Below are 22,711 nucleotides of genomic sequence, written 5' to 3' on the forward strand. Positions count from 1 at the left end.
GACCAGGCCTTACGATCACCGGATGTCGGCGGACCGGGCGGGTGTGGTGGTGGTCGGCGCGGGCATCGCCGGGGTGGCGTGCGCCGGCGAGCTGATCCGCGCCGGCATCCCGGTCCAGCTGCGGGAACGAGCCCGGGTGACCGGCGGCCGGATGGCCAGCAAGCGGTTCGACGGCCGCCCCGCCGATCTCGGCGCGGCGTATCTCACCGTCGACGATCCCGACTTCGCCGCCGTGGTCGAGGGCTGGCGGGCCGCCGGCCTGGCTCGCGAGTGGACCGACACCTTGATCGCGTACGGGCCGGCGGGGCGCCGCGAGGTCACGGGCCCGATGCGCTGGGCCGCCCCGCGCGGGCTCCGCTCGCTCGTCGAGCACCTGGCCCGGGAGCTTCCCGTCACGCACGACCGGCTGGTGATGACGGTGGAACCGGGTCCACGGGTGGACGGCCGCGCCTGCGAGGCTGCTGTGCTGGCCATGCCCGGCCCGCAGGCGGCCCTGCTGCTCGACCCCGCGCTGACGGCGGCAACCGGCGCGGTGGAGGCGCAACGCTGGTCGTCGGCGCTGACCGGGGTGCTGCGCTTCCCGGCCCGGCGCTGGCCGGATTTCCGGGGCGCCTTCGTCAACGGGCACCCCCTGCTGAGCCTGGTCTGCGACGACGGTGACCGGCGGGGCGACGGGGCGCCGGTGCTGGTCGCCCACACCACCCCCGAGTTCGCCGCGGGACACCTGCTCCAACCCACCGCCGCCGGCCCGGCGATCGAGCAGGCGGTCCGTGACCTGCTCGGCCTGCCGGAGCCGGCCGAGCTGGTGTACGTGCACCGCTGGACGTACGCCCAGCCTGCCGACGCCGCTGCCGGCGCGACGTACCACCTGGACGACGACGGGATCGGTCTCGCCGGGGACGCGTTCGGGCGGCCCCGGGTGCAGAGCGCCTGGCGCTCCGGTCGCGATCTGGGCCGGGCCCTGGTCGCCCGGCTGCTCGCCTGAGGCCACCCGGCGCCGGCGTGTGACTCACGCCGGCGGGATGAGGATCTCGAACCAGACCGTCGAGCCGCGCACCGTGGGGTCGGTGCCCCAGGCGTCGCTCAGCTCCTCGATCAGCCCCAGGCCACGCCCGCGGCTGCTCAGGGGGTCGGTCTGTGCCCGGGTCACCTGGCCCCGGGTGCCGGAGTCGGCGACCGAGACGAGCAGCCGTTCCGCGCTCAGGTCGATCTCCACGCGGGCGGCGGTGCCGGCGTGCAGCAACGCGTTGGTGGTCAGCTCGCTGGTGCACAGCACCGCGGCGCCGATCAACCCCTCGGGCACCTGCCATTCGGTGAGTTGGGTGGTCATCCAGTGGCGTACCCGGCTCGGCGCGGTCGGCTCCGCCGGCACCTTCATGCTGGCCGAGCGGCTCGGCTTGACCGCGTGCTCCACGGCCAGCACGGCCACGTCGTCCTCCGTCGCGCCCGGCACGGCGGCGGTGGCCACCGCGCAGAGCGCCCGGGGATCGCCGCTGCTCGCGTCCGCCACCGCAGCGCCCAGCCCGGCCAGCCCGGCGGACAGGTCCTGCCAGCGTCGCTCCACCACCCCGTCGCTGTACAGCAGCAGGGTGTCGCCGGGATGGAACGGCATGGTGGTGGCGCGTGGGCGGTAGCCGAGCCCCAGCGGCGGCCCGGGGCTCAGCTCGACGTACTCGGCCGCGGGTTTCCGCTCGGCCCGGCAGTGCCGGATCAGCGGGGCGGGATGCCCGGCACTGGCCAGCGTGATCCGCTGCTGGTCGATCTCGATCACGCCGAAGACCACGGTGACGAAGAGCTCCTGCGTACCGCCCTCGATGCCGAGGCTGGCGACCAGCCGGTCCAGACCGGCGAGCACGGCGTCCGGGCGGGGATCGGTGAGCGCCAGCGCGCGCAGTGCGGCCCGGACCTGCCCCATCCGGGCGGCGGCCTGCATGTCGTGCCCGGCCACATCGCCGAGGACCACGCCGAGCGCGCCGGTGGGCAGCACGAAGGCGTCATAGAAGTCGCCGCCGGCGGCGTTGCCGTCCACGCCCGGCTCGTACCGGGCGGCGATACGCAGTCGGGGCAGGTCGGGCAGCTGCTCGGGGAGCATGCTGCGTTGCAGCAACTGGGCGGTGCCGTGCTGGGTCTCGAAGCGGCGGGCCCGCTCCGCGGCCTGGCCGACCAGCTCCGCCGAGGCGGCGAGCAGCGCGCGTTCCGCCGGTGACCAGGGATGTGGTGCCGGGTAGCCGATGGTCAGCGCGCCGCGGACCACCGTCGAGCGCAGCGGCAGGGCGGCCAGCGACCGGATCTTCTGGTCGTGCCGGTCCGCCGCGGACTCCCGCAGCGGTTGTCCGTCGGCGGTGAAGACGGGCACGCCGCTGCGGGCGGTCACCGCCATCGGGAGGGGCGACTCGGCCGGCACCCGCCGCCACAATGGCGGAAGCCGCTCGTCGGCCTCGTCCAGCAGTTCGCCGCGAATGCGGCGGACCATCCGCCAGGCCGACCCCTCGTCGACGCCGAAGGTGACCCGTTCGGCGTCGAAGGCGTCGAGGCAGTAGCGCAGGGTGACCCGGGCGACGTCGTCGAGGGTGAGCGTGCCGGCAAGCGCGGCGGCGAAGTCGCTCAGGCCCTGCAACTGCCGGGCGACCTGGTTGGTCTGCGCGGCCACGCTGAGCACGCCGATGGTCCGGCCGGCGCTGTCCCGGACGGGCGAGAAGCCGCGGGTGAACGTGGCCGGTTCGGTGGGCCCGGTGTGGTGCCGGTCGACCGGCAGCACCGCCTCCCGCTCCAGGAACGGCTCACCCCGCCGGTACGCCCGCTCGATCACCTCTCCGGCGCCCGGCTCGTCCCAGACGTCGGCGAAGACCTCCGCCGCCGGCCGACCGAGCGCCCGCGGGTGCCGCGCCCCGATCAGTGCGGCGTACCCCTCGTTGTAGACCAGGACCAGGTCGTCGCCGTAGAGCAGGGCCATCGGCACGGGCGAGGCGAGCACCAGGTCGACCACGGCGCGGACGGCCGGATCCCACATCTCGGGGGCGCCGAGCGGCGTGTCGGCCCACCGGAGGGTCGACAGGGCGGCGGCCGTGCTGGACACGGTCGCGCCCGGGCCGGTGGGCATTCCCGAGGTGGGTGCTGATGGCGTGGGGACCCGCCCGACCATGCCTGGCATGACGGCAGCCTATCCGGAGCGTGGCGAACAGGTTTCGGTCAGCCCGCGTGGGGGCGTCGAACAAGGGGCGTCGGTCAGCGCCAGTGGGGATTGATCCGCTCGTCAGGGGGCAGGCCAGGAGACGTACGCGCGCACCCGCGCGGTCGACCCGGGGGAGCAGGACACGCGATGGCCCGACAGGCGGACGGACCGGACGAGGCGCACCGCCGACCGGCGGGCGTGAGTGATGCCGCGGTCGCGGCGCTCGGCAAGCTCAGCGAGGCCCTGGAGACGGTGGAACGGGCTCGTGGCCACCTCTATTCGCTGCACCAGCTGATCGGCCACGCCGATCTGATGCTCGACGACGCGGTGGAACTGTTCCGCTCCGCCGGCCAGGACGAGATCGCCGACCGGATCGGCCGGGACCTGATCGGCCGCAACGTGATCGCCGGACGCTGGACCTTCCAGATCGTCGAGGACTTCGACGACGGGTACTACGCGCTCTTCCGGGAGTTGGACCGCCGGGCCCGCGACGAACTGGCCGGCGGCCGGCGTCACCTCTACGAGGCGGAGATGAAGGAACGCCGGCGTAGCCCGGGACGGCCGGGGCACGAGGCGCGGCCCTCGCCCCGCAGTCGTCACTGAGGGTAGCGCTTGTCCTTTGAAGAGCGGGCAAAGACCAATATGCCTCTGAGGCATAAATATGCCCCGGAGGCATATTGGTCTCTAGGGTGGTGTCTCCGCGCCCGCGACACGCCCAGACCAGTTCGGAGTCGGTCAGCAGTGGTGGCTTGCGGAGCTACTCGTCAGTCGTTCGAGGGAGCGTTCGCCGGCTGGCGGCGGCGAGCGTCGTCGGCAATGATCACGGTCGCCACCATGAGGGCCACGACGAGGCTGAACAGCCAGGATCCGTCGGAGACCAGCTTGGCGGCGACGGGCGCCTGGGCGGCGGCGAGCACGAAGCCCAGCCAAGCCAGGCGGCGCTGACGCGGGGTGAGGAAACCGGAGCCCTGTCGCATCCCGAAAGTCTTGCGCGAGGCCCGCGCATCGCCGTCCCCCGTTCGGGCGATTCTGGGTGGGCTGTCCGCTTTCTCGGCCGGACGTAACGCCCCCGATCATGAGTCCGGGCCGGTCCGGCCGGTGGTGGACGGGCGGTACGCCCGGTCCGCGTCGGTCATCTCCCGCCGCTCGGCCTCCGGGCCGGCGCCGCGGTCCACCGCCTCGGGCCCGTGGCCGAACGTTGACTCCTCACCGGCGTCGTTGCCGGTGACGTCGTCGGCCTGCCCGTCGAGGGTCGAGCGGGCGATCGCCCGGTCCAGCTCGTGCAGGGGAGTACGGGTCTCGTCGCGCCACACGTGGCTGTCGTTGTCGGTCATTCTCCAGCGGTACCCGGGCGCGGTGATCGCAAACGGCCACCGGCGGGTCGGCGACGTCAGGGGGTCGGCCGGTCGATCGTGCCCCGCCAGGCGCCGGTCTCCTGACCGCGTCGCTCGATGAACTGCTTGAACAGCTTCAGGTCGTTCTTGGCGCGGCGGTCCACCATGCCGAACTTGTCGCCGGCCTGCTCGACCACACCCTGCGGCTCGAACTCCAGTTGCAGGGTGACCCGGGTGTGCCGGTCGTCGAGACGGTGGAAGGTCACCACGCCGGCCTGCCGGCTGCCCTCCGTCGACCGCCAGGCGACCCGCTCGTCCGGCAGTTGCTCGGTGATCTCGGCGTCGAACTCACGCCGTACACCGGCGATCTCGACCGTCCAGTGCGTCATCGTGTCGGAGAGCTGCCGAACCTCCTGGACGCCCTGCATGAACTGCGGAAACTCCTCGAACTGCGTCCACTGGTCGTAGGCGGTGCGGATCGGAACGGAAATATCCACGTATTCGACAACGTCGCTCATCGCAGGATCCTCTCCGCCGTCACCAGCGGGTCGTCTCGTTCTTGTGCCCGAGCGCGGCCCACACCTCGGAAACCGTTTGGTACCGGGTGCCGTCGGGCAGGCTCTCCAGGGCATCGACGATGTCCGTCGGCGCCTGGTTCTCCCGCGCGTTGGCCACCAGCGTCTCGCGGTCCCCGGGCAGGGCCGTCATGGTGATGAACCGGCCGAGACGGCTGCGCGCCTCGACATCGTCCATGCTCATCCCCTGCGGGTTGCCGCCGCGGCTCGCGCCGGCCGTCAACGTCTTCGGCTCCGGCTGGTCCTCACCAGCCGGCTCGGGTTGGCGGGACTCCTCGACGCGTGAGCCGCCGGCGCCCGGCCCCTGCAGGAGGCCGCTGACGTCCTGGACCATGTTGTCGTCGACCCTGGGCGAGTGCTTGCTGCTGCCACGTTCCATGCCGTCAGACATGCCCGAGGGGGCCGGAGGTAAACCGGGGCCGGGCGGCCGGGCCGGTCATCCGGCCACGAACCGTCCGAAGCCGGTCACGAATCGGCCGGGACGCGGGGCGGCAGCACCGGCGCGCCCGGGTCCGCGGCGCCGGTCTGCATCACCCGCCCGCGCTGGACCTCGGCGTCGACCTGTACGCCCAGCATGAGCGCGCAGTTGGACAGGTACAGCCAGACCAGGAAGGCGATGACCGCGCCGAGGCTGCCGTACGTCACGTCGTAGGAGCCGAAGTTGGCGACGTAGAGGCCGAAAGCGGCGGAAGCGAGCACCCAGGACAGCAGGGCGAGGGCGCCGCCCGGGGTGAGCCAGCGGAACCGGGGCTGCCGGACGTTCGGTGCGATCCAGAACAGCAGGGACAGCAGCGTCATCGCCACCAATGCCAGCAGCGGCCATTTCGCCACCGTCCACACCGCGCGCGCCAGCCCGCCGGCGTGCAGCCGGTCGCCGACCGCGTCGGTGACCGGGCCGCTGACGATCAGCCCGGTGGCGACCACGGCGAGCAGCAGCAGCGACAGCGCGGCCAGGCCGATCTGCAGCGGGCGTAGCCGGTAGAACGGCCGCCCCTCCCGCACCCCGTAGATCGCGTTGGAGGCCCGGGTGAACGCGCCGATGAACCCGGACGCCGACCAGAGCGCGCCGAGCAGGCCGAAGCTGAGCAGTGCCTTGGCCGACCCCCGCTGCTCCACCACCCCGCGGACGGCGCCGACGAAGGCGTCGTTGCCGACCACCGAACCGGCGCCGATCTCCCGGGCCAGGCCGATCACCGTGTCGACGGTCCGCTCACCGTCGGACACCAGCCCGACCAACGCCACCACCACGACGACGGCGGGAAACAGCGCCAGCACCCCGTAGTAGGTCAGCGCCGCCGCCCAGTCCGCGCAGTTGTCGGTGACGAAGCTCCGTCCGCTGCGGGCCAGCACCCCGCGCCAGGTGGACCAGCTCAGCTGGCGTACCCGCCGGGGGAGCGGGGCCTGCTGCCGGCCGGTGACCGTCGGCTTTGTCGTCGTCGCCATGACCGCCTCCTCGACGCCGTGTGCACCTGTCGCGCGTGGCCCCGGCGGTACCCGACCGGAGGAATCGACAAACCAGGCGCCGGTTTGCCGCCGGGACGTGGGGGAACGGTCATAGGAAGCCATCGAGACGTCAGGAGGACGAGATGCCCGGGCGCGAGGTACTGCCCAGCACGCTGCGACGATCCCCGGACAAGGCGCAGCGGACCTGGGCGAAGACGCACGATTCGGCCGTGGAGACGTACGGCGAGGGACAGCGGGCGCACCGCACCGCGTTCGCCGCATTGAAGCACGAGTTCGAGAAGGTGGGCGACCACTGGGAGCCGAAGGGACGGAGGGGCCCGAGCGACCGACAGGCCGCCGGAGGTGGCCCGGAGCGGCGGGCACCCACTGCGGGCGGCGTGGACGCCAACGCTCCGAAGGAGCACCTGATGGAAGTCGCCAAGAAACTGGACGTACCGGGCCGGTCCCGGATGACCAAGCCGGAACTGGTGAAGGCGATCCAGAAGGCGAATCTCCGCCAGACCACCGAGACCCGCGAGAAGGCCAAGGCCCGCGGCCGCTGACCGGCGGGCGCGGAAGGAGTGGCTGCCCAGCCCGGCAGCCACTCCTTCGCGTACGGGCCGGTTCACCAGTGGCCGCCGCCCGGGGCCTCGATGTGCACGGTCTTCACCGTGCTGAACTCGTCGAGCAGTTCCGGGCCGTACCCGAAGCCCTGACCGCTGCCGCGACGTGGCTGCGCGGCACCGCCCGGCGCGCCCCCGAACACCGCGTTGACCTTGACGGTGCCCACCGGCAGCTCCCGCCAGGCCCGGTGGGCATGGCTCATCGAGCCGGTCAGCACGGTGGCGGCCAGCCCGTACGGGGAGTCGGCCGCACACCGCAGCCCCTCGGTGAACGAGTCGACCACGACCACCGGGGCGACCGGCCCGAAGGTCTCCTCCCGGACCAGGGTCATCTCGTGCCGGCAGTCGGCGACCACCGTCGCCGGGTAGAACGCGCCCGGGCCGTCCGGGATCTCCCCGCCGGTGCGGATCCGTGCCCCCTCCGCCGCCGCCGCGGTGACCTGCCCGTGCACGTGATCCCGGTGCCGCCGGTCGACCAGCGGTCCGAGCTGCGTTCCTGGCTCCCGGCCCCCGCCCAGCCGCAGCGCCTCGGCCCGTTCGACCAGCGCGTCGACGAAGTCCTCCGCCACGTCCCGGTGCACGTAGATCCGTTCCACCGCGACGCAGATCTGCCCGGCGTTGGCGAAGCAGCCCAGCGCCGCCTGCTCCGCCGCCCAGACCGGGTCGATGCCGGCATCGACCACCAGTGGGTCGCTGCCGCCGTTCTCCAGCAGCACCTTCGCGCCGGTGCGGGCGGTGGCGGCGGCGATCGCCCGGCCGGTGGCGGTGGCGCCGACGTGGGCTACCACGTCCACGTCCTGCCCGGCCAGCGCCGCGCCGACCTCGCCGCCGCCGGTGAGCAGCGACAGCACGCCGGCGGGCAGCGCGGAGTCCAGGGCCCGGGCCAGCAGCCAGCCGGTGGCGGGGGTGCGCTCGCTCGGCTTGTGGAGCACCACGTTGCCGGTGACCAGGGCCGCGCCGAGCAGCCCGCAGGAGACCGCCACCGGGTCGTTCCAGGGGGTGATCGCGGCGGCCACGCCGCGTGGTTCGGGAGTCATGAAGTCGAGGGCGGCGTGGGCGCCGTGCAGCGTCCGCCCGCCGCGCACCGGGCCCAGCTCCGCGTACTGGCGGAGGGTGCCGATGCCGGCCGCGACGCCGCCGCGCGCATCGTCCAGCGGCTTGCCCATCTCCGCCGTGGTGGCCTGGGCCAGCTCCTCGGCGACCGCCGCCACCGCGTCCGCCGCCCGGTGCAGCGCCGCCGCCCGTTCCGCCGGGGCGGTCGCCGCCCACTCCGCGGCCACGCCCCGGGCGGCCTCGACCGCCTTGGCCACCTCGTCCGCCGTCGCCACCGGCGCGGTGGTCACCGGCGAGCCGTCGGCCGGATCGCGTACGACCAGCTCACCCCCTGCGCCACCGGCGCCCCACACCCCACCTATGAGCTGTGTAACCGTGTACATGCGGCGGTGGATGCCCCGGCCCGGGCGAGGCAAACGCGTTTCGCCCGGTAACCGGCCGGGTAGGCGGATCGGATGAACCCCACCGGCACGGCGGACGCCGTCGTCGTCGGCGCCGGGCACAACGGGCTGGTGGCCGCGAACCTGTTGGCCGACGCGGGCTGGGAGGTTCTCGTGCTGGAGGCCACCCAGGTGCCCGGCGGGGCGGTCCGCTCCGCCGAGGTCACCGCCCCCGGCTACCTCAGCGATCTCTACAGCTCGTTCTTCCCCCTCGGGTACGCCTCGCCGGTGCTGCGCGGGCTCGGTCTCGACCGGTACGGGTTGGCCTGGACGCACGCCCCGCACGTGCTGGCTCATCTGTTTCCCGACGGGCGGGCGGCGGTGGTCAACCGGGACGTGGACGTCACCGCGGCCTCGCTGGCGGCGTTCGCCCCCGGCGACGGGGACCGCTGGCGGCGGGCGTACGCCGACTGGTGCCCGGTGGCCGAGCCGATGCTGGCCGCCGTCACCACCCCCTTCCCGCCGCTGCGTGGCGGGCTGAGCCTGCTGCGCCGGCTGGGCGTGTCCGGCGCGCTGCGGCTCGGCCGGCGGCTGGTGACGCCGGTGCGCCGGCTCGGCGACGAACTGTTCGACGGCGAGGGCGGTGCGGCGCTGCTCGCCGGCTGCGCGCTGCACACCGACCTGTCGCCCGAGGAGACCGGCTCCGGGGTGTACGGGTGGCTGCTCGTGATGCTCGCCCAGCAGGTGGGTTGGCCGGTGCCGGTCGGCGGCGCCCGAAGAATCACCGACGCGCTGGTGGCCCGGCTGGTCGAGCGGGGCGGCCGGATCGACTACGGCGCCCGGGTCGACCGGGTGCTCGTCGCCCGGGGCCGGGCGATGGGGGTGCGCACCGCCGACGGCGCCACCTGGCGGGCCCGCCGGGGGGTGCTGGCCGACGTGCCCGCCCCGGCGCTCTACCTCGACCTGGTCGGTGCCGAGGCGCTGCCGCCCCGGCTGGTCGAGGATCTGGCCCACTTCCGGTGGGACGGCGCCACGCTGAAGGTGGACTGGGCGCTGTCCGCGCCGATGCCGTGGCGGAACCCGGCCGTGGCCGGTGCCGGCACCGTGCACCTCGGCGCCGACCGGAACGGCCTCACCACGTACGCGGCGGCGCTGGCCCGGGGGGAGGTGCCCCGGGATCCGTTCCTGCTGGTGGGGCAGCTGTCGGTGGCCGACCCGAGCCGCTCGCCGGCGGGCACCGAGTCGCTCTGGTCCTACACCCACCTGCCGTTCCGGCGGCACTGGCGGGCCGAGGAGATCACCGCCCACCTGGCGCGCATGGAGGAGGTGCTGGAGGAGGCCGCCCCCGGCTTCCGCTCACTGATCGTCGGGCGGCACGTGGCCGGCCCGGCCGACCTGGCGGCCGGCAACCCGAGCCTGGTCGGCGGCGCGATCGGCGGCGGCACCTCGGCCGCGTACCAGCAGCTGTTCCTGCGGCCGGTGCCCGGCCTCGGACGGGCGGACACCCCGGTGGACCGGCTCTTCCTGGCCAGCTCGTCGGCACATCCGGGCGGCGGGGTGCACGGCGCGCCCGGCGCGACCGCCGCGCGGGCCGCCCTGGCGCGGGACCGCACGCTCACCGGCGGCTGGTACGGGAGCGCGATCGGCGCCGTGCACCGGGCGATCTACCGCTGACTCGGCCTCTCCAGGTTGCGGTGCCGGCTGCGCAGCTTGAACGGCATCAGCGCGCTCTCGATCTTGGTGGCGGTGGTCATCTTCGAGGCGCCCTCCCGGCGTTCCTCGAAACGGATCGGCACCTCCAGGATGGTGTGCCCCAGCTTGGTGGCGAGGTAGTGCATCTCCACCTGGAAGCTGTAGCCGTTGGACTGCACCCGGTCCAGCCCGATGTCGCGCAGCGCCTCCGCCCGCCAGATCTTGAAGCCGGCGGTCAGGTCCCGGATCCGTACCCGCAGCAGGGTGTGCACGTAGACGTTGGCCCAGCCGCTGAGCGCACGCCGGTACAGCGGCCAGTTCTCGTCGAGCTCACCGCCGGGCACATAGCGTGAGCCGATGACCACGCTGGCCTGGGTGGCGAGTAGCGCGCCGAGCATGCCGGGCAGCGCCTCCGCCGGGTGGGACAGGTCCGCGTCCATCTGAGCGACGAAATCCGCGCCGTCGTCGAGCGCCCGGCTGATCCCGTCCACATACGCCCGGCCCAGCCCCTCCTTGCCCGGGCGGTGCGCCACCAGCACCCGGCCCGGGTGCTCGATGGCCAGCTTGTCGGCCACCTCGCCGGTGCCGTCCGGGGAGTTGTCGTCCGCGACGAGCACCTTCAGCCCGGGCAGCGGCAGGGCGAGGAGTCGCTCGACCAGCACCGGAAGGTTCCCCGCCTCGTTGTAGGTCGGAACGACGACGGTCAGGCGTGCGTCGCGCCACGGAGAGGGCAACTGCACGGGTTCGATCATCACGGACATCCTCGGTCGGCCGACAGGTTCACCTGAGAGGGTAGCCACTCGCCCCCGTCAGTCCCGTACAGACATCCGCCCGGGGGATTCCGAGCCGGGCATCGCCGCGCCTTCGGCCGTCCCCGGCCGGTTAGCTTCTCGGGGGCGGCGGGTATCGCCGGACCGGGCCGGCGCAGCGGCGCCTGCGCCGAAGTTGATGTTTACTCCTCGGGGGGTCGGGAACCCGCCGCCCGTGCGACGGGACCACGAGCGGGATCAGTGCAGGTCAGCCCGGGTTGACCCGGCTGCTGACCGGTTCCCGTCCGGCCTCTACGACGCGGTGCTGCTGGACCGCGACGGCACGCTGATCGAGGACGTGCCCTACAACGGCGACCCGGAGAAGGTCCGCCCCGTGCCCGGCGCGCGGGAGGCCCTGGACCGGCTGCGCGCGGCCGGCCTGCGCCTGGCGGTGGTCAGCAACCAGTCCGGCCTCGCCCGGGGCTGTTTCACCACCGCCCAACTGCGTCGGGTGAACGCACGGGTGGAGGAACTGCTCGGGCCGTTCGACAGCTGGCAGATCTGCCCACACGGCGAGCCGGACGGATGCGCCTGCCGGAAACCGGCCCCGGGCCTCGTGCACGCCGCGGCCCGGGCGCTGGGCACCACGCCGACCCGGTGCGTGCTGGTCGGCGACATCGGCGCCGACATGATCGCCGCCGCCGCGGCCGGCGCCGTCGGCATCCTGGTGCCCACCCCGGCCACCCGGCCGGCGGAGGTGGCCGCCGCGCCCACGGTCGCCAGCGACCTGCCGGGCGCGGTCACGGAGATCCTGCGCCGGATCCGCCTGGTGGCCGCCCCGGCCGCCCCGCCCCGGCGCGGCACGGTGCTGGTGGCGCGCAGCGACGCCGCCGGGGACGTACTGGTCACCGGCCCCGCCATCCGGGCGGTCGCCGCCGGCGCCCAGCGGGTGGTGCTGCTCTGCGGGCCGCGCGGCCGGGCCGCGGCCGAACTGCTGCCCGGCGTCGACGAGATCGTCGAGTGGCCGCTGCCGTGGATCGACGCCCCGGCCGGCCCGGTCGACCCGGCGGACCTGCGCCGGCTCACCGACCGGCTCGCCGCGCTCGGCGCGCAGGAAGCGGTCGTCTTCACGTCGTTCCACCAGTCGGCGCTGCCTCTCGCCCTGCTGCTGCGGATGGCCGGGACACCCCGGATCAGCGCGATCAGCGACGACTACCCGGGCTCCCTGCTCGACGTTCGGCACCGCGTACCGGTCGGGGTGCCGGAGCCGGAGCGCGCGCTCTCCCTCGCCGCGGCGGCCGGCTACGCGCTGCCCGCCGACGACGAGCCGGGCCTGCGGCTGCGCACCGACCGATTGCCGCCCGCCCCGGCCGGGCTCGGGGAGCCCGGCTACGTCGTGCTGCACCCGGGCTCCTCGGTGGAGACCCGGGCCTGCCCACCCGAGCTGGCCACCCGGATCGTCCGGGTGCTCAGCGCCGCCGGCCATCGGGTGGTGGTGACCGGCGGCCCGGACGAACGGGGGCTGACCGCCCGGGTCGCCGCCGCCGGTGGCCTCGACCTGGGCGGGTGCACCGGGCTCGGCGAACTCGCCGCGGTGATCGCCCGGGCCGGCGCGCTGGTGGTCGGCAACACCGGACCGGCGCATCTGGCCGCCGCGCTCGGCGTGCCGGTGGTCAGCCTGTTCGCGCCCACCGTCCCGTTCGGACAGTGGGGGCCGTACCGGGTGCCGACCGTCCGGCTCGGCGACGCCGGGGCCGCCTGCCGCGACACCCGGGCCACCCGCTGCCCGGTCCCCGGCCACCCCTGCCTCTCGGCGGTCGAACCGGGGCGGGTGCTGGAGGCGCTGCGGCTGCTCGGCGTACCCGCCGACGCACCGACGCGCCTGGTCGCGGGGCCCGCCGTCCCCGCCGGCGGGGTGGTGCGATGAACGTGCTGCTCTGGCACGTGCACGGCTCCTGGACCACGTCCTTCGTGCACGGCAAGCACCGCTACCTGGTGCCGGTCACCCCGGACCGGGGCCCGTACGGCCTGGGCCGGGCGCGCACCTACCCGTGGCCGGACAACGCCGTCGAGGTCACCCCGCAGCAGTTGCGCCAGTCCGAGGTGGACGTGGTGCTGCTGCAGCGCCCCGAGGAGTTCGACCTGGCCTGTGAGTGGCTGGGCCGCCGGGTGGGCCGCGACGTGCCGGCGATCTACGTCGAGCACAACACCCCGAAGGGAGACGTGCCGAACACCCGGCACCCGATGGCCGACCGCGACGACCTGCTGCTCACCCACGTCACCGGATTCAACGAGCTGTTCTGGGACAACGGCCGGACCCGCACCGCCGTGGTCGAGCACGGGGTGGTCGCCCCGGCCGTCGAGTGGACCGGCGAGCTGGACCGGCTCGCCGTCGTCATCAACGAGCCGGTACGCCGCTGGCGGGTCACCGGCACCGATCTGCTGCCCCGCTTCGCCGAGATCGCCCCGCTGGACGTCTACGGCATGGGCGTGGCCGGGCTGGCCGACCGGCTCGGGCTGCCGCCGGAGCGGCTGACCAGCCACGACGACGTGCCGCAGCACGCCATGCACGCCGAGCTGGCCCGGCGGCGGGCGTACCTGCACCTGTGTCGGTGGACCTCGCTCGGGCTGAGCCTGATCGAGGCGATGACCATCGGCATGCCGGTGGTGGCGCTGGCCACCACCGAGGCCGTGGCGGCGGTACCGCCGTCCGCCGGCGCCCTCTCCACCCGGGTCGACGTGCTGCTGGCGGCGGCCCGTGGCCTCGTCGACGACCCGGCGGCGGCACGCCGCGCGGGCGCCGTGGCCCGGGCCGCGGCCCGGAACCGCTACGGCCTGGAGCGTTTTCTCGCCGACTGGGACCGGCTGCTGGAGGAGGAAGTATGCGCATCGCGATGATCTCGGAGCACGCCAGTCCGCTCGCCGTCCTCGGCGGGGAGGACGCCGGCGGCCAGAACACGCATGTCGCGGAGCTCTCCGCCGCGCTCGTGGCCGCCGGCCACGACGTCCGCGTCTACACCCGGCGCGACGCCGTGGACCTGCCCGTGGCGGTCCGCGCCCCGGACCGCTACGACGTGGTGCACGTGCCCGCCGGGCCGGCCGAGCCGGTCGCCAAGGACGACCTGCTGCCGTACATGCCCGCGTTCGGGGAGTGGCTCGCCGAACGGTGGCGAGTCGGCGACTGGCAGCCCGAGGTGGTGCACGCGCACTTCTGGATGAGCGGCCTGGCCGCCCTCGCCGCCGGCCGCCGGACCGGGGTGCCGGTGGTGCAGACGTACCACGCCCTCGGCACGGTCAAGCGACGCCACCAGGGCGCCCAGGACACCAGCCCGCCGGACCGGATCGGGCACGAGCGGGAGCTGGGTCGCTCGGTCGACCGGGTGGTGGCCCAGTGCCAGGACGAGGTCGCCGAGTTGGTGCGGATGGGAGTGCCGCGCTCCCGGATCACCGTCGTCCCGTCCGGGGTGAACCTGGCCACCTTCGCCCCGCTCGGCCCGGTCGCCGAGCGGGACGGGGACCGGCCGCGCATCCTCACCGTCGGACGACTGGTGGAACGCAAGGGCTTCCAGGATGTCATCCGGGCCACCGCGCTGGTCCCCGACGCCGAGTGCGTGGTGGTGGGTGGGCCGCCGGCCGGGTTGCTGGAGACCGACGCGTACGCGCTGCGGCTGCGGGCGCTCGCCGAGTCCCTCGGGGTCGCCGACCGGGTCAAGCTGATCGGCGCGGTGCCCCGCGAGGAGATGGGGCGCTGGTACCGCTCGGCGGACGTGCTGGTCGCCGCGCCCTGGTACGAGCCGTTCGGGCTCACCCCGCTCGAAGCGATGGCGTGCGGCGTACCGGTGATCGGCACCGCCGTCGGCGGCCTGATCGACACGGTGGTGCCCGGGCGGACCGGTGACCTGGTGCCGGCCCGGGACCCGGAGGCGCTCGGCGCCGCGATCCGCCGGCTGTTCGGCGACCGGATCCGCCGCTTCGCGTACGCCACGGCGGCGCTGGATCGGGCCCGTACCCGCTACTCGTGGTCGACCACGGCGGAGCGGCTCGCCGCGGTGTACGGCGAGGTGGCCGCCGTGCGTCGGCCCACCCGGGTGGTCGCCTGATGGCGGCGCTGGACGCCAGCGGCAGCCGGCCGTCGGCGGCGCCGAAGCCGGCCGTCGGCGGGACGGTGCTGGAGGACCACCTGACCCTGCTGGCCGCCGCGCTGCTGCCGTTGCGCGGGTCGGAGCAGCTGCTGGCCCGCTGGGGCGGGGAGCTGGCGCACCGGTTGGCGGCTGGTGGGCGGCTGCTGGTGGCCGGCAACGGCGGCAGCGCCGCCGAGGCCCAGCATCTCACCGCCGAACTGGTCGGAAAGCTCCGCGCCGACCGGGCGCCGCTGTCCGCGATCGCGCTGCACGCGGAGACCTCCGCGCTGACCGCCATCGGCAACGACTACGGCTTCCCGGAGGTCTTCGCCCGCCAGGTCCGCGCCCACGGCCGCCCCGACGACATCCTCCTGCTGATGTCCACCAGCGGCGCCAGCGGCAACCTGCTCGCCGCCGTCCGGGCCGGACGCGAGGCCGGACTGCGCTGCTGGGGCTTCACCGGTCCGGCGCCCAACCCGCTCGCCGACGCCTGCCACGAGAGCCTCGTCATCGACTCGCCGGAGAGTCAGGTGGTGCAGGAGTTGCACCTGGTCGCCACCCACGTGCTCTGCGAGTACGTCGACCGGGCCCTGCCGGCCGCGCTCACCACGGCCACGGTGGGGGCGGCGCCGGTCGGCCCGGTGAGTACCGGCGTCGAGGTGGTGCTCGGGGAAGGTGCCGGCCAGGTGCAGGCCCGATGAGGAGGTCGAGCGTGACGGGACCCGTGGTGGTGCTCGGCGACACCCTGCTGGACCGGGACGTCGAGGGGGTGGTGAACCGGCTCTGCCCGGACTCCCCGGTGCCGGTTCTTGACGAGACCACGTACGCCGACCGGCCTGGCGGCGCGGGCCTGGCGGCCGTCTTCGCCGCCGCCGGGGGCGCCGAGGTCGCGCTGGTCACCGCGATCGCCGACGACGCGGGCGGGGCCCGGCTCAGCACGCTGCTCGCCGCCGCCGGCGTGCAGCTGTACGCGCTGCCGCTGGCCGGTGCCACCCCGGAGAAGGTGCGGCTGCGGGCGCGGGGCCGGGTGCTGCTGCGCCACGACCGGGGTGGCCCGGCGAGCCCGCCGGGTGAACCGAGTGAGGCGGTGCTGCGCCTGCTCGCCGACGCCGCCGCGGTGCTGGTCAGCGACTACGGTCGGGGCGTGGCCGAGCAGCCGGCGCTGCGGGCCGCGCTCGCCGCCACCCGCGCGCCGGTGGTCTGGGACCCGCACCCGCGCGGCCCGGCCGCGGTGCCCGGGATACGCCTGGCCACCCCGAACGAGCCCGAGGCGCGCGAGCTGGCCAAGGCGCAGCGGGGCGAGTCCCGGCTGGTCACCGCGTCCCGCAGCGCCCAGGCGCTGCGCCGCCGCTGGCGCGCCGGCGCGGTGGCGGTAACCCTGGGCGGGGACGGCGCGCTGCTCTGCCACGCCGGTTCCGCCCCGTTGGTGGTGCCCGCCCCGGCCAGCGCCGAGGGGGACACCTGCGGGGCCGGGGACCGGTTCGCCGCGGCGGCCACCCTCGCCCTGGCCCGAGGCGCGCTGGTCTCCGAGGCGGTGCAGGAGGCGGTCGCCGAGGCGTCCGCGTACGTGGCCGGCGGGGGAGTGGCCGCCGCGCTGCCCGCCCCGATCCGGACCGCCCCGCTGCCGGTGACCAGCGGCGGCGGGGAGCGGATCGGCGCGGCCGCCGCCGGCGCGCTGGTCGCCGAGGTGCGCGCGGCCGGCGGCACGGTCGTCGCCACCGGTGGCTGCTTCGACCTGCTGCACGCCGGGCACGTGGCGACGTTGGAGGCGGCCCGGCAGCTCGGCGACTGCCTCGTCGTCTGCCTCAACTCCGACGCCAGCGTGGCCGGGCTGAAGGGATCACAGCGGCCGGTCGTGCCGCAGGGCGACCGCAGCCGGCTGCTCGCCGCGCTGAGCTGTGTGGGCGCCGTGCTGATCTTCGACGAACCCACCCCGCACGCGGCGCTGTCCTGGCTGCGTCCGGACATCTGGGTCAAGGGCGGCGACTACGCCACCGGCGGCGGCGAGCAGACCCTCCCCGAGGCGGAGATCCTGGCCCGCTGGGGCGGACACACGGTGGTCGTGCCGTACCTGGACGGCCGGTCCACCACCGACATGATCGCGGCGGCCCGGTACGGGCGGCAGACGGCGGAGGAGGCGGCATGAGCAGCAGTTCACCCGGGGCCGGCCCCACCGTCCTGGTGACCGGCGGATCGAGCGGCCTGGGGGCCGCCGTGGTCGTCGCGGTGGCCCGCGCCGGTGGGCGTCCCCTCGTGCTGGACCGGCAGCGGCCCGGTGACGGGGTGCCGTGGATCGAGTGCGACCTGGCCGACACCCGGGCTGCCGAGGCGGCCACCCGGGACCTGGCGGAACGCTCCGGCGGCCTGGACGCCGTGGTCACCGCCGCCGGCATGGACGTGCCGGGAAAACTGGCCGACGTGCCGGGCGAGACCTGGGAGCAGGTCGTCACGGTCGACCTGTTCGCCACGGCCGCGGTGATCCGGGCCGCCCTGCCCTACCTGGAGGCGTCCCGGGGGAACATCGTCACCATCGCCTCCACCCTGGGCGTCAAGGCTGTCAGCGATGCCACCGCGTACTGTGCGGCGAAGTTCGGGGTGGTCGGCTTCACCCGGGCGCTCGCCGCCGAGCTGGCCGGCGCGGTCGGCGTCACCCTGCTGATCCCGGGCGGGATGCGTACCGCCTTCTTCGACACCCGCGACGAGCGGTACCGCCCCGGCCCGGACGCCGTGCTCAACGAACCCGCCGACACCGCCGCCGCGGTCATGTTCGCCCTCTCCCAGCCGCCCGGCTGCGCGGTACGCGAGATGGTGGTCTGCGCAGAGCAGGAATCGTCGTACCCATGATCCTGGTGTTGCGGGCGCTCGGGGTCGGCGACCTGGCGACGGCCGTGCCGGCGCTGCGTGGCCTGCGGGCCGCCTTCCCCGACCGGGAGCTGGTGCTGGCCGCGCCGGCCTGGCTGACGCCGCTGGCCGACCTGGTCGGCGTGGTCGACCGGGTGCTGCCTACCGACGGGCTGGCCGATCGGCCGCCCTGGCCGCTGCCGCCGCCCGAGGTGGCGGTCAACCTGCACGGGCGGGGGCCCCGGTCGCACCGGATGCTCGCCGCCGCCCGGCCCGGCCGGCTGTTCGCCTTCGCCAACGCCGACGCCGGGCACGCCGCCGGCCCGGCGTGGGACGACGACGAGCACGAGGTCCGCCGCTGGTGCCGGCTGCTGCACTGGTACGGCCTGCCGGCCGACCCGACCGACCTGGCGCTGCACCGCCCGTCCGCGGTCGGGGCCCCGGCCGGCGCGACCGTGCTGCATCCGGGCAGCAAGATCCACGCGAAGCGCTGGCCGGCGGAGCGGTTCGCGGCGCTCGCCCGGGCGCTGGCCGGCCGGGGGCACCGGGTGGTGCTCACCGGCACCGCCGACGAACGGGACCTCGCCGGCCGGGTCGCCCGGGCGGCCGACCTGCCGCCGGACGCGGTGCTCGCCGGCCGGACCGACCTGGCCGACCTGGCCGCGCTGGTCGCCGACGCCCGGCTGGTGGTCAGCGGCGACACCGGGGTGGCCCACCTGGCCACCGGGTACGGCACCGCCTCGGTGGTGCTTTTCGGCCCGGTGCCGCCGGCCCACTGGGGGCCGCCGGCGGACCGACCCCGGCACCGCGTGCTCGGCCCGACGTTGGCAGCCGTCGGGGTCGACGAGGTGCTGGCCGCCGTGGACGAGGTGGAACGGGCGGTGCGGGTCTCCGGTGCGGTTGCGGCGTAGCGATCCGGGCCGGCCGGGGTACGGACGCCGGCGGCGCGGCAAGGGCTGGCTCTTCATCGACCCGTCGGGCGAGCCGGTCCGCGACCCCGACGCGCTGACCCGGCTGCGCGAACTCGTCATCCCGCCGGCCTGGCGGAACGTCTGGGTCTCGCCGTACCCGAACGGGCACATCCAGGCCATCGGCATCGACGCGGCCGGGCGCAAGCAGTACCTCTACCACCCCCACTGGCGACAGACACGGGACGAGGCCAAGTTCGACCACGTGCTGGAGGTGGCCCACCGGCTGCCGGTGCTGCGCGGCCGGGTCGGCCACGACCTGGCGCTTCGCGGGCTGCGGCGGGACCGGGTCCTCGCCACCGTCGCCCGGCTGCTCGACATGGGCATGTTCCGGGTCGGCAGCGACCAGTACGCCACCGGCGACGACCCGACGTTCGGCGTCTCCACCCTGCGCCCGGAGCACGCCCGCTCCCGGGGCGGCTGCGTGGTCCTCGAGTTCCCGGCGAAGGGCGGCGTCGAGCAGGTACGCCGGATCGAGGACCCCGAGCTGTGCCGGGTGCTGACCAACCTGCGCCGCCGGCGGCGGGCCGCGGAGCGCCTGTTCGGCTACTGGGACGGCCGGACCTGGCGGGACGTGCGCAGCGACGAGGTGAACGACTACCTGCGCGACGCCAGCGGCGGGGAGATGACCGCCAAGGACTTCCGCACCTGGCACGCCACCGTGCTGGCCGCCACCGAGCTGGCGACCGCCGGCGCGCAGCGGTCGGCGACCGCTCGCAAGCGGGCGGTCGCCGCAGTGATGCGTACGGTCGCCGAACTGCTCGGCAACACGCCTACCGTGGCGCGCACGTCCTATGTGGACCCGCGGGTGGTGGATCTCTACCACGATGGAGTGGTGGCCCCGGTGGAGGTCCGGATGCCGAGGGAGATGGTGGAGCGCGCCGTCCTCACGCTGCTGGAGCAGGAGGCGTGACCAAGCCGGCACCGGGCGGTCGCCCGCGACGGAGGGTCGCGGGCGCCTCGCCACGGCCCCCCGTTACCAGTGGGCCCGCGCCGGTTACCCCGGCCGCCGGCCCGTAGTCAGTATGTCGACTCCGGGTTGACTACGGACGCCGGACTGTTGACGATGCGTGCCCGTCCGAGGTGCCGCGTCCGGTACGCCTGGGGCGTATCCTCGTGCGCGGCCCGGAACGCGCGGCTGAAGTGCGCCTTGTCGCGGAAGCCCCAGCGGCCGGCGATCGTCTGGATGGGCAGGTCCCGCAGGGTCGGGTCGGCGAGGTCCCGCCGGCACCGTTCCAGTCGCTCGTCCCGGACGTACGCCGCGACGGTGGTCTCCTCGGCCTCGAAGAGCCGGTGCAGCGACCGGACCGAGATGTGGTGCGCTTCGGCGATGAGCCGAGGACTCAGCGACACGTCGCCCAGGTGTTGGTGGATGTGGGAATGGATCTGGGCCAGCAGCGCGCGCCGGCGTACCTCGGTGGGCACCGCGTCCTCCGAGACCAGGTGCCGGCCGAGCATGGTGGAGAGCAGGTCCAGCCCGACCCCGGCCAGCCGCTCGGCGTCCGCGGCGTGGTACTGCTCGGGATGGCCGGTGAGCTGAATGAGGTAGTTGGCCAGTAGCACGCCGACCCCCTCGGTGCCGGACATCTGCGCGGCGAACAGCGGGGCGAGCCTGCGGTGCGGCAGGGGCAGCGCGTCGTACGGGACTAAGGCGACGATCGAACTGACGGGCTCCCGCCCGTAGTCGTCGCCATGATGGCTGAGCTCCTGAGGGCGGGCGCAGTCGTAGAAGGTGAAGTCGCCGGGGCGGCAGACACCGCGCTGCCCGTCCTGGTCCGCGATGCCGGTGCCGGAGAGGGTAAGCGCGAGCAGGTAGTAGTCCGCGTCGGAGCGCTCGATCAGCTTCCGGCTCCGGACCCCGTCCAACGAGGGGTAGCGGTGGCGGACCAGCTGTATCGGCCCCAGGTCGAGGAACTCCGCCCGCGCGACGAAGTCGTCGGCATGCTCGGTGCGGATCCGCATGAGCGCGGGCGTGTTGGCGAGCATGTCCAGCCACAGTCCGAAGCGGTCGGCGGCGGGCACCTGTTTCGTGTCGAAAATTTGTCGCTTCATCCCGGTGTCCATGCCACGACCCCTCCCTGTGGTTCGTCCCTCCATCCTCGACGACGCCCTGGGTCAGGGTAGTGCCTCGTCATCGCGGCCGAAACGTTGACGCTCTGCCCGGTCGGATCCATTATGAACATATGTTCATGAACATTTGTTCATAAGGAGGCAGGGTGGCGACGACCGGGAACGAGCATCAGGACCAGGCCTGGAACGGTTACGAGGGGCGGCACTGGGCGACCCACCAGGCCCGGTACGACGCGATCAACAGCGGCTTCAACGACGTGCTGCTCGCCGCGGTCGGGCCGGGCGACCGCGCGCTCGACCTCGGCTGCGGCAACGGGCAGCTCACCCGGCTGGCCGCCCGGCGCTCCGGCGCCGGTCACGCCGTCGGGGTCGACCTGTCCGCGCCGATGCTGGACCGGGCCCGGGCATCGGCAGCCGAGGAGGGCGTGGCCAACGTCGAGTTCGTCCGGGGCGACGCCCAGGTCCACCCCTTCCCGCCCGACGGGTTCGACGTCGCGCTCAGCCGGTTCGGGGTGATGTTCTTCGCCGACCCGGTCGCCGCGTTCGTCAACGTCGGCCGGGCGCTGCGCCCCGGCGGCCGGCTCGCCTTCGTCTGCCTCGACGACGTGCGCCGGGGTGACCTCGGCGCGGTCCTCGCCCCGCTCGCCGCGCACCTGCCGCCGATCGACACCGACGGCACCGCCGTCGGCGAGCCGCTCTCCTTCGCGGACCCGGCCGTCGTCCGGGGCGTGCTCGCCGACGCCGGCTTCGCCGACGTGGCCTGCGTCGCCCACGAGGCGACGGGAACCTGGGGGCGGGACGCCGCGGACGCGGCCGGCTTCCTCGCCGGCTGGGGGCCGATCCGGCACCGCCTCGAACCCCTCGACCCGCCGGCCACCGACCGGGTCCGGGCCGCGCTGGCCGAGGCGATGCGCCCGTACGAGAGGCCCGAGGGTGTACGCCTGCGCAACGCCGCGTGGCTGGTCACCGCGCGGCACCCCGGCTGACCGCCGACCGGCTCCGGCCCCGACCCTAGGATGCCGGGTCATGGCACCGAGACGAGCGGCCGCGCTGGGCGGCGGCGAGCAGAGCCTGCGGGAGCACCTGATCGCCGCCGCCGGCCGGCTGGTCGCGCGGCGCGGCGTGGCCGGGCTAACCGTTCGGGACATCGCTCGGGAGGCGGAGGTCGCCGACGGGGTGCTCTACAACCACTTCGCCGACAAGGAAGAACTGCTGGCGTACGCGCTGCACGCGCACGTGCGGACGGTCGAGGCGGCGCAGGAGGGGCCGCCGCCGCAGCCGGGTGAGGGCGCCGTCGAGGCGAACCTGCGGGCGTACCTGCGGCGGGCGCTGGCGCTGCACGCGGCGATTCTGCCGGCCTTCGCGGGGCTGGCCACCCAGCCGAAGCTGCTGGCCCGGCTCGGCGACCTGCCCACCCCGCTCGGCGGTGGTCAGGGACTGCGGGCGGAACTCGCCGGTTACGTCCGGGCGGAGCAGGGGCTCGGCCGGGTCGGGGCGACAGCCAGCCCGGAGGCGGTCGCCACGCTGGTCGTCGGCGTCTGCCACGACCTGGTCCTCGGCCGGCTGCTCGACCCAACCGGACCGCCCCCGGAGCCTTCACCCGAACTGGTGGACGCCCTCGTTACCACCCTGCTGCACGGCATCGCACCCGTGGACAGCTGAGCCCGTCGGGCGTCCGCGCTCCGGCCGA

General features: G+C 74.8%; 23 protein-coding genes. 14 read left to right on the forward strand and 9 right to left on the reverse strand.

Annotated features, from left to right (window positions below; translation table 11 throughout):
• The first annotated feature begins 22 nt into the window (after positions 1 to 22).
• Positions 23 to 985 (forward strand): FAD-dependent oxidoreductase, encoded by a 963-nt coding sequence (locus AB0C02_RS15930; RefSeq protein WP_357548707.1) that lies wholly within the window; start codon positions 23 to 25, stop codon positions 983 to 985.
• A gap of 24 nt (positions 986 to 1,009) precedes the next feature.
• Here AB0C02_RS15930 and AB0C02_RS15935 read toward each other — a convergent pair whose 3' ends face one another.
• Positions 1,010 to 3,151, reverse strand: coding sequence for a SpoIIE family protein phosphatase (locus AB0C02_RS15935; protein WP_357548708.1), 2,142 nt, complete (start codon positions 3,149 to 3,151; stop codon positions 1,010 to 1,012).
• Between the two features lie 168 nt (positions 3,152 to 3,319).
• On the opposite strand from AB0C02_RS15935, the gene AB0C02_RS15940 reads away from it, so the two are divergent.
• Positions 3,320 to 3,775, forward strand: coding sequence for a hypothetical protein (locus AB0C02_RS15940; RefSeq protein ID WP_357548709.1), 456 nt, complete (start codon positions 3,320 to 3,322; stop codon positions 3,773 to 3,775).
• Positions 3,776 to 3,936: 161 nt separating this feature from the next.
• Here AB0C02_RS15940 and AB0C02_RS15945 read toward each other — a convergent pair whose 3' ends face one another.
• The 5 genes from AB0C02_RS15945 to AB0C02_RS15965 form a co-directional block, all read right to left on the reverse strand.
• Positions 3,937 to 4,149 carry a hypothetical protein gene (locus AB0C02_RS15945; RefSeq protein ID WP_357548710.1) on the reverse strand — a complete coding sequence of 71 codons (213 nt, stop codon included), beginning with the start codon at positions 4,147 to 4,149 and terminating at the stop codon, positions 3,937 to 3,939.
• 96 nt (positions 4,150 to 4,245) lie between these two features.
• On the reverse strand, positions 4,246 to 4,506 hold the full coding sequence (locus AB0C02_RS15950) for a hypothetical protein (protein ID WP_357548711.1): 261 nt from the start codon (positions 4,504 to 4,506) through the stop codon (positions 4,246 to 4,248).
• 56 nt (positions 4,507 to 4,562) lie between these two features.
• Complete coding sequence (locus AB0C02_RS15955; RefSeq protein ID WP_357548712.1) at positions 4,563 to 5,024, reverse strand: SRPBCC family protein; 462 nt, start codon at positions 5,022 to 5,024, stop codon at positions 4,563 to 4,565.
• Between the two features lie 19 nt (positions 5,025 to 5,043).
• Complete coding sequence (locus tag AB0C02_RS15960; protein ID WP_357548713.1) at positions 5,044 to 5,460, reverse strand: DUF2795 domain-containing protein; 417 nt, start codon at positions 5,458 to 5,460, stop codon at positions 5,044 to 5,046.
• An 86-nt stretch (positions 5,461 to 5,546) separates the two neighbouring features.
• On the reverse strand, positions 5,547 to 6,524 hold the full coding sequence (locus AB0C02_RS15965) for a YihY/virulence factor BrkB family protein (protein WP_357548714.1): 978 nt from the start codon (positions 6,522 to 6,524) through the stop codon (positions 5,547 to 5,549).
• A gap of 143 nt (positions 6,525 to 6,667) precedes the next feature.
• Between AB0C02_RS15965 and AB0C02_RS15970 the strand changes: the two genes are divergently transcribed.
• Complete coding sequence (locus AB0C02_RS15970; protein ID WP_357548715.1) at positions 6,668 to 7,087, forward strand: ChaB family protein; 420 nt, start codon at positions 6,668 to 6,670, stop codon at positions 7,085 to 7,087.
• A gap of 62 nt (positions 7,088 to 7,149) precedes the next feature.
• On the opposite strand, the gene AB0C02_RS15975 is transcribed toward AB0C02_RS15970, so the two are convergent.
• Entirely contained in the window at positions 7,150 to 8,583 is a 1,434-nt protein-coding gene (locus AB0C02_RS15975) for an aldehyde dehydrogenase family protein (RefSeq protein ID WP_357548716.1), read from the reverse strand.
• 72 nt (positions 8,584 to 8,655) lie between these two features.
• Here AB0C02_RS15975 and AB0C02_RS15980 point away from each other — a divergent pair, with 72 nt between their 5' ends.
• Positions 8,656 to 10,254, forward strand: coding sequence for an NAD(P)/FAD-dependent oxidoreductase (locus AB0C02_RS15980; RefSeq protein WP_357548717.1), 1,599 nt, complete (start codon positions 8,656 to 8,658; stop codon positions 10,252 to 10,254).
• Here AB0C02_RS15980 and AB0C02_RS15985 read toward each other — a convergent pair.
• Complete coding sequence (locus tag AB0C02_RS15985; RefSeq protein ID WP_357548718.1) at positions 10,245 to 11,024, reverse strand: polyprenol monophosphomannose synthase; 780 nt, start codon at positions 11,022 to 11,024, stop codon at positions 10,245 to 10,247. The genes AB0C02_RS15980 and AB0C02_RS15985 overlap by 10 nt on opposite strands.
• 319 nt (positions 11,025 to 11,343) lie before the next feature.
• Here AB0C02_RS15985 and AB0C02_RS15990 point away from each other — a divergent pair, with 319 nt between their 5' ends.
• From AB0C02_RS15990 to AB0C02_RS16025, 8 genes are read left to right on the forward strand one after another with little or no spacing between them, the layout of a single operon-like run.
• Positions 11,344 to 12,948 (forward strand): HAD-IIIA family hydrolase, encoded by a 1,605-nt coding sequence (locus AB0C02_RS15990; protein ID WP_357548774.1) that lies wholly within the window; start codon positions 11,344 to 11,346, stop codon positions 12,946 to 12,948.
• Complete coding sequence (locus AB0C02_RS15995) at positions 12,945 to 13,919, forward strand: glycosyltransferase family 1 protein (protein ID WP_357548719.1); 975 nt, start codon at positions 12,945 to 12,947, stop codon at positions 13,917 to 13,919. The genes AB0C02_RS15990 and AB0C02_RS15995 overlap by 4 nt, the downstream gene beginning before the upstream one ends.
• Positions 13,904 to 15,121: a glycosyltransferase gene (locus tag AB0C02_RS16000; protein WP_357548720.1), complete on the forward strand. Its 1,218-nt coding sequence runs from the start codon at positions 13,904 to 13,906 to the stop codon at positions 15,119 to 15,121. Before AB0C02_RS15995 ends, AB0C02_RS16000 begins: the two co-directional genes overlap by 16 nt.
• On the forward strand, positions 15,121 to 15,843 hold the full coding sequence (locus AB0C02_RS16005) for an SIS domain-containing protein (protein ID WP_357548721.1): 723 nt from the start codon (positions 15,121 to 15,123) through the stop codon (positions 15,841 to 15,843). The genes AB0C02_RS16000 and AB0C02_RS16005 overlap by 1 nt, the downstream gene beginning before the upstream one ends.
• Positions 15,840 to 17,288 carry a PfkB family carbohydrate kinase gene (locus AB0C02_RS16010; protein WP_357548722.1) on the forward strand — a complete coding sequence of 483 codons (1,449 nt, stop codon included), beginning with the start codon at positions 15,840 to 15,842 and terminating at the stop codon, positions 17,286 to 17,288. Before AB0C02_RS16005 ends, AB0C02_RS16010 begins: the two co-directional genes overlap by 4 nt.
• Positions 17,285 to 17,986, forward strand: a complete 702-nt coding sequence (locus tag AB0C02_RS16015) for an SDR family oxidoreductase (protein ID WP_357548723.1) — start codon at positions 17,285 to 17,287, stop codon at positions 17,984 to 17,986. Before AB0C02_RS16010 ends, AB0C02_RS16015 begins: the two co-directional genes overlap by 4 nt.
• The gene (locus AB0C02_RS16020; RefSeq protein WP_357548724.1) at positions 17,983 to 18,894 is read left to right on the forward strand and encodes a glycosyltransferase family 9 protein; all 912 of its coding nucleotides are present in this window, start codon (positions 17,983 to 17,985) and stop codon (positions 18,892 to 18,894) included. Before AB0C02_RS16015 ends, AB0C02_RS16020 begins: the two co-directional genes overlap by 4 nt.
• The gene (locus AB0C02_RS16025; RefSeq protein ID WP_357548725.1) at positions 18,878 to 19,864 is read left to right on the forward strand and encodes a DNA topoisomerase IB; all 987 of its coding nucleotides are present in this window, start codon (positions 18,878 to 18,880) and stop codon (positions 19,862 to 19,864) included. Before AB0C02_RS16020 ends, AB0C02_RS16025 begins: the two co-directional genes overlap by 17 nt.
• Positions 19,865 to 19,971: 107 nt before the next feature.
• Here the strand turns inward: AB0C02_RS16025 and AB0C02_RS16030 are convergent, their stop codons facing one another.
• Positions 19,972 to 21,003, reverse strand: coding sequence for a helix-turn-helix domain-containing protein (locus AB0C02_RS16030; RefSeq protein WP_357548726.1), 1,032 nt, complete (start codon positions 21,001 to 21,003; stop codon positions 19,972 to 19,974).
• Positions 21,004 to 21,167: 164 nt separating this feature from the next.
• Between AB0C02_RS16030 and AB0C02_RS16035 the strand changes: the two genes are divergently transcribed.
• Together AB0C02_RS16035 and AB0C02_RS16040 are read left to right on the forward strand one after the other, a co-directional pair.
• Positions 21,168 to 22,007 (forward strand): methyltransferase domain-containing protein, encoded by an 840-nt coding sequence (locus tag AB0C02_RS16035; RefSeq protein ID WP_357548727.1) that lies wholly within the window; start codon positions 21,168 to 21,170, stop codon positions 22,005 to 22,007.
• Between the two features lie 40 nt (positions 22,008 to 22,047).
• Positions 22,048 to 22,683 (forward strand): helix-turn-helix domain-containing protein, encoded by a 636-nt coding sequence (locus AB0C02_RS16040; RefSeq protein ID WP_357548728.1) that lies wholly within the window; start codon positions 22,048 to 22,050, stop codon positions 22,681 to 22,683.
• Positions 22,684 to 22,711 lie beyond the last annotated feature (28 nt).

It is taken from the genome of Micromonospora sp. NPDC048999 (assembly GCF_040649295.1).
Taxonomy (GTDB): domain Bacteria; phylum Actinomycetota; class Actinomycetes; order Mycobacteriales; family Micromonosporaceae; genus Micromonospora.

Bases quoted from the DNA above. Each gene is read 5' to 3' on its own strand.
- AB0C02_RS15930 (WP_357548707.1), top strand. From the start codon at position 23: ATGTCGGCGGACCGGGCGGGTGTGGTGGTGGTCGGCGCGGGCATCGCC.
- AB0C02_RS15935 (WP_357548708.1), bottom strand. From the start codon at position 3,151: ATGCCAGGCATGGTCGGGCGGGTCCCCACGCCATCAGCACCCACCTCG.
- AB0C02_RS15940 (WP_357548709.1), top strand. From the start codon at position 3,320: ATGGCCCGACAGGCGGACGGACCGGACGAGGCGCACCGCCGACCGGCG.
- AB0C02_RS15945 (WP_357548710.1), bottom strand. From the start codon at position 4,149: ATGCGACAGGGCTCCGGTTTCCTCACCCCGCGTCAGCGCCGCCTGGCT.
- AB0C02_RS15950 (WP_357548711.1), bottom strand. From the start codon at position 4,506: ATGACCGACAACGACAGCCACGTGTGGCGCGACGAGACCCGTACTCCC.
- AB0C02_RS15955 (WP_357548712.1), bottom strand. From the start codon at position 5,024: ATGAGCGACGTTGTCGAATACGTGGATATTTCCGTTCCGATCCGCACC.
- AB0C02_RS15960 (WP_357548713.1), bottom strand. From the start codon at position 5,460: ATGGAACGTGGCAGCAGCAAGCACTCGCCCAGGGTCGACGACAACATG.
- AB0C02_RS15965 (WP_357548714.1), bottom strand. From the start codon at position 6,524: ATGGCGACGACGACAAAGCCGACGGTCACCGGCCGGCAGCAGGCCCCG.
- AB0C02_RS15970 (WP_357548715.1), top strand. From the start codon at position 6,668: ATGCCCGGGCGCGAGGTACTGCCCAGCACGCTGCGACGATCCCCGGAC.
- AB0C02_RS15975 (WP_357548716.1), bottom strand. From the start codon at position 8,583: ATGTACACGGTTACACAGCTCATAGGTGGGGTGTGGGGCGCCGGTGGC.
- AB0C02_RS15980 (WP_357548717.1), top strand. From the start codon at position 8,656: ATGAACCCCACCGGCACGGCGGACGCCGTCGTCGTCGGCGCCGGGCAC.
- AB0C02_RS15985 (WP_357548718.1), bottom strand. From the start codon at position 11,024: ATGATCGAACCCGTGCAGTTGCCCTCTCCGTGGCGCGACGCACGCCTG.
- AB0C02_RS15995 (WP_357548719.1), top strand. From the start codon at position 12,945: ATGAACGTGCTGCTCTGGCACGTGCACGGCTCCTGGACCACGTCCTTC.
- AB0C02_RS16000 (WP_357548720.1), top strand. From the start codon at position 13,904: ATGCGCATCGCGATGATCTCGGAGCACGCCAGTCCGCTCGCCGTCCTC.
- AB0C02_RS16005 (WP_357548721.1), top strand. From the start codon at position 15,121: ATGGCGGCGCTGGACGCCAGCGGCAGCCGGCCGTCGGCGGCGCCGAAG.
- AB0C02_RS16010 (WP_357548722.1), top strand. From the start codon at position 15,840: ATGAGGAGGTCGAGCGTGACGGGACCCGTGGTGGTGCTCGGCGACACC.
- AB0C02_RS16015 (WP_357548723.1), top strand. From the start codon at position 17,285: ATGAGCAGCAGTTCACCCGGGGCCGGCCCCACCGTCCTGGTGACCGGC.
- AB0C02_RS16020 (WP_357548724.1), top strand. From the start codon at position 17,983: ATGATCCTGGTGTTGCGGGCGCTCGGGGTCGGCGACCTGGCGACGGCC.
- AB0C02_RS16030 (WP_357548726.1), bottom strand. From the start codon at position 21,003: ATGAAGCGACAAATTTTCGACACGAAACAGGTGCCCGCCGCCGACCGC.
- AB0C02_RS16040 (WP_357548728.1), top strand. From the start codon at position 22,048: ATGGCACCGAGACGAGCGGCCGCGCTGGGCGGCGGCGAGCAGAGCCTG.